At 59.2% G+C, this 2,976-nt stretch carries 4 protein-coding genes and 1 pseudogene; 2 read left to right on the top strand and 3 right to left on the bottom strand.

Going from position 1 to position 2,976, the window contains the following annotated elements; translation table 11 throughout:
* Positions 1-375: ATP-binding protein (locus tag F758_RS51380; RefSeq protein WP_502689230.1), on the top strand; the 375-nt coding region annotated here is incomplete at its 5' end.
* A gap of 515 nt (positions 376-890) precedes the next feature.
* Here the strand turns inward: F758_RS51380 and F758_RS52955 are convergent.
* From F758_RS52955 to F758_RS0142805, 3 genes are all read right to left on the bottom strand, one after another.
* Positions 891-1,016 carry a hypothetical protein gene (locus tag F758_RS52955; RefSeq protein WP_283805915.1) on the bottom strand — a complete coding sequence of 42 codons (126 nt, stop codon included), beginning with the start codon at positions 1,014-1,016 and terminating at the stop codon, positions 891-893.
* Positions 1,017-1,614: 598 nt separating this feature from the next.
* Positions 1,615-1,869 (bottom strand): ATP-binding protein, encoded by a 255-nt coding sequence (locus F758_RS0142810; RefSeq protein ID WP_024513488.1) that lies wholly within the window; start codon positions 1,867-1,869, stop codon positions 1,615-1,617.
* A complete protein-coding gene (locus tag F758_RS0142805; protein WP_024513487.1) occupies positions 1,833-2,363 on the bottom strand; it encodes a hypothetical protein in 531 nt (176 codons plus the stop codon). Before F758_RS0142805 ends, F758_RS0142810 begins: the two co-directional genes overlap by 37 nt.
* A gap of 221 nt (positions 2,364-2,584) precedes the next feature.
* Here F758_RS0142805 and F758_RS46220 point away from each other — a divergent pair.
* Positions 2,585-2,976: pseudogene (locus tag F758_RS46220) on the top strand (hypothetical protein); the annotation flags it as partial.

The raw sequence follows: 2,976 nt of genomic DNA, 5'->3' as shown, positions 1-2,976 counted from the left end.
CTTGCGGTGAACGCGCGAGATGCGATGCCGGACGGCGGGAAACTCGTCATCGAGGCTGCAAACATCGATCGAAACCTCAACGATCTCTCTTGCGAGGAGGAGGGCAGAGCGGGCGCTCACGTGCTCCTTTCAGTACGCGATTCGGGCTTGGGCATGGCTCAGGAGGTGCTCAGTCGCGTGTTCGAGCCTTTCTTCACGATTGCAGGGGTTGATGGAACAGGCAAACTCTGTGCAAACACCGAGCGGCCCGTGTGGGGGCGCGCTACCCTCCAACCCTCTCGAACTAATGGCATCATGGATCGTCTGTTAGTCGTCACGACGACGAGCATCATCGTGCTCAGCGTCAGCCTGATCTCGCTTGTGCTGGTGCTATGACGCGCCGGCCGCGGGTCCTTCGAGTCATCAGCGCGATCAGCGCGAAGCGCTCGCCGGCATCCGGATTCATACGGGGCGCCGCTGCGGTCGATCCGTCATGTTCTTCGATATCGTGATCGCAATGGCGACCACGCTCGCTGCCAAGGCAGGGGCATTGGGAGTGGCCGACAGGGGCCGCCGGGATATTATGACTAACCGGCGGCCCACGCTCGCATATAACTGAACTGGCGCGAAGCGACTCGCCGGCCATGCCTGGAACGGCGCGGCCCATGCCCCGTTTGCGCGATATGCAGCAGCACTTCCGGTTCGGCCTCATCTTCACCGGCCTGTTCGTCCTGATCATCGTCATCGGCGCGGCGGTCAGGTATATGGCCTAGCGCGAAGGGCTCGCTCCAAGTGCCCATCCGCAGCAGATCGGCCAGATCGGAGGGCCCTGATCTGCAATTCTGCTATCCCACTTCCTTCCAGACTCGTTTCAGGACTTCCACGACGTCAGTGCCGCGGAACGCGAACGTTCACAGAAAACCGACGCTGCCATAGTCATCCTCCGCTGACGACGGAATGACATAAGCGATGACGATCATTGCTCCGAAATTTGCGGCGACAACGGCCATGACGGACATCGAGTAGAAGAGAATCATGGATAGTTCCTTCAGAGTTTGTGGAGAGTGGACCTGTCAGGTTATCGATTGAACCCGATGCGCTATCATGCTCGCGTTATCTTAGACCTGGCTTAGGGAGCGTCCGGCGTGCCCGATGCTCACGGCTATGTGTGCGCCGAAAAAATCGCACCACCTGTGCCAGCGGCATACACATGCTCGCAGAGGGGCTCCGTTACGTCCTGACAAAAGACGGACCGGCTGCCAGCAACGGGATTAAGTCGGTTGCTGCGATGCCGTGCAAATCAGAACATTGCAGAACTCCCACATTATCGCGGCGGGTGAGTGCAGGCATATCCCTTATTGCGCCGATCCGGCTGCGAAGTGTGAAGCCCCGGTTTCATGCAAGCGAGCGGCTCGGCCAGCCCTCTTGACCGACGTAACCAAGCAAGTCTGTCAACGCACGTACCACGACAGCATCCGGTGTGGGACGCGCGCTCAACGAAACCGTTGATATCTCTGCTCCGACCGTGTTCCGCGCCACTTCGATGAGATGCTGATGATGCGTGAAGAAAAGAACCTGAGTCTTGCGGGCAAGGTGCCCCAAGAGCCGAAGGCCGGCGGCCGCACCCCCATCATCCTACTTGACGAACAGGTCGTCCGCGATAAACGGCAGCGGTGCCGCATGTTCCAGGTACTCTTCGACCGCGGCAATTCGCAAGGAGAGATAAAGCTGATCGCCGACGCCTGCACTCAACCCTGGGAGCCGAACTCTATCCCCATTGCTGCGGACACCGGCCAGATGGGGCGTATCGGCATCATCGAACTCCAAACTCAGCGTTTCGAACGATCTGTCCGTCAAGATCGAGAACAGCTCGCCGGCACGTTTGAGCAACGGCGCCTGCTTTTCTCTCGAAACCGCTCCATGACCCATTGGAGCAACACGATGGCAGATCGAAGTCGGATATATTGTGCCGCCGCGTCACCCATCTCAACGAGAGCCGATTGGCGGTATACCGCAGCACGGGCCGCCGTGTCATGGTCGCCGATGGCTTCAAATTCCTGGCGGTCGGCGTTGCGCTTATTGAGCACCTGGATATGGCGGTCGCGCAAGTCCTCTAAGTCGCGGTCCAGTGCCTGTTCCTCATAGGCCCGCGAAAGGCCCTCATCCTGGCTAAAGCCCTGGACGTCAGCTTCCGCCACGTATTCGCCCTCGATGTATCGACGTCGAATGATCGACCAGCCGCGCTCGCGGTGCTCCCGCGCGCGGGCGAGCTCGTCCGGCGAAACGACCTTCTCCTCGACCACTATCCGTCGATAGGCGTCTTTGCAGACGCGCGAGGTCCTGACGAAATCGATCGAGAGCGCAGCCGCCGAACTGATCGGCAAGCGGCGAATTCATCGAAGCGCGCAGCGCCAATTCGGCAGGCGATTGCCATCACGTCAGCGCTTTGCTGTAACCCCAAGGTCGAACAGAGGCCGGGATGGCGCCAGAGAGCATTTCGAGAATGGCAGGCCAGTGGATGACCAAGCCTACCTCAAAGGTCAAATCATTAAGCAATAGTCGGACGTGACGAGCGTGGAGCGCTTCCTTGCGGGAGTAGAACAGCGTGCCGCAGACTTGCTGGACATCGAGCGAGATTCCGTACTCGAGCGGCTCAAACTTGCCCGCGAATTCCTGGGGAGCCAGAATCCACTGGATTTCTTCCTGTCATGGAAAACGCGATCCCGAGGCGGAATGCCGGCGCAAACTCGACGACCTGTCTGTCTCGGTGGAGCAGAAGCAGACCTTCAACGCAAACGCTGTCGCGGCGCAGGCGCAATATCAGCAAGCAGTTGCCAACCGCAATCAGGCCAAGGTTAACCTGGAGCGCACCCAAATTCGCTCTCCTGTGAATGGCTGGGTGACCAATCTCTACACACGGGTCGGCGACTACGCCGCGATAGGAAAAAACGCCATCTCAGTCGTTGATGCCGATTCCTTCTGGGTGGATGCATATTT

The organism is Bradyrhizobium sp. ARR65, from assembly GCF_000472385.1.
In the GTDB taxonomy this organism is placed as follows: domain Bacteria; phylum Pseudomonadota; class Alphaproteobacteria; order Rhizobiales; family Xanthobacteraceae; genus Bradyrhizobium.
The sequence above is the reverse complement of the archived record's forward strand: the minus strand, read 5'-3'. Positions and strand labels throughout refer to the sequence as shown.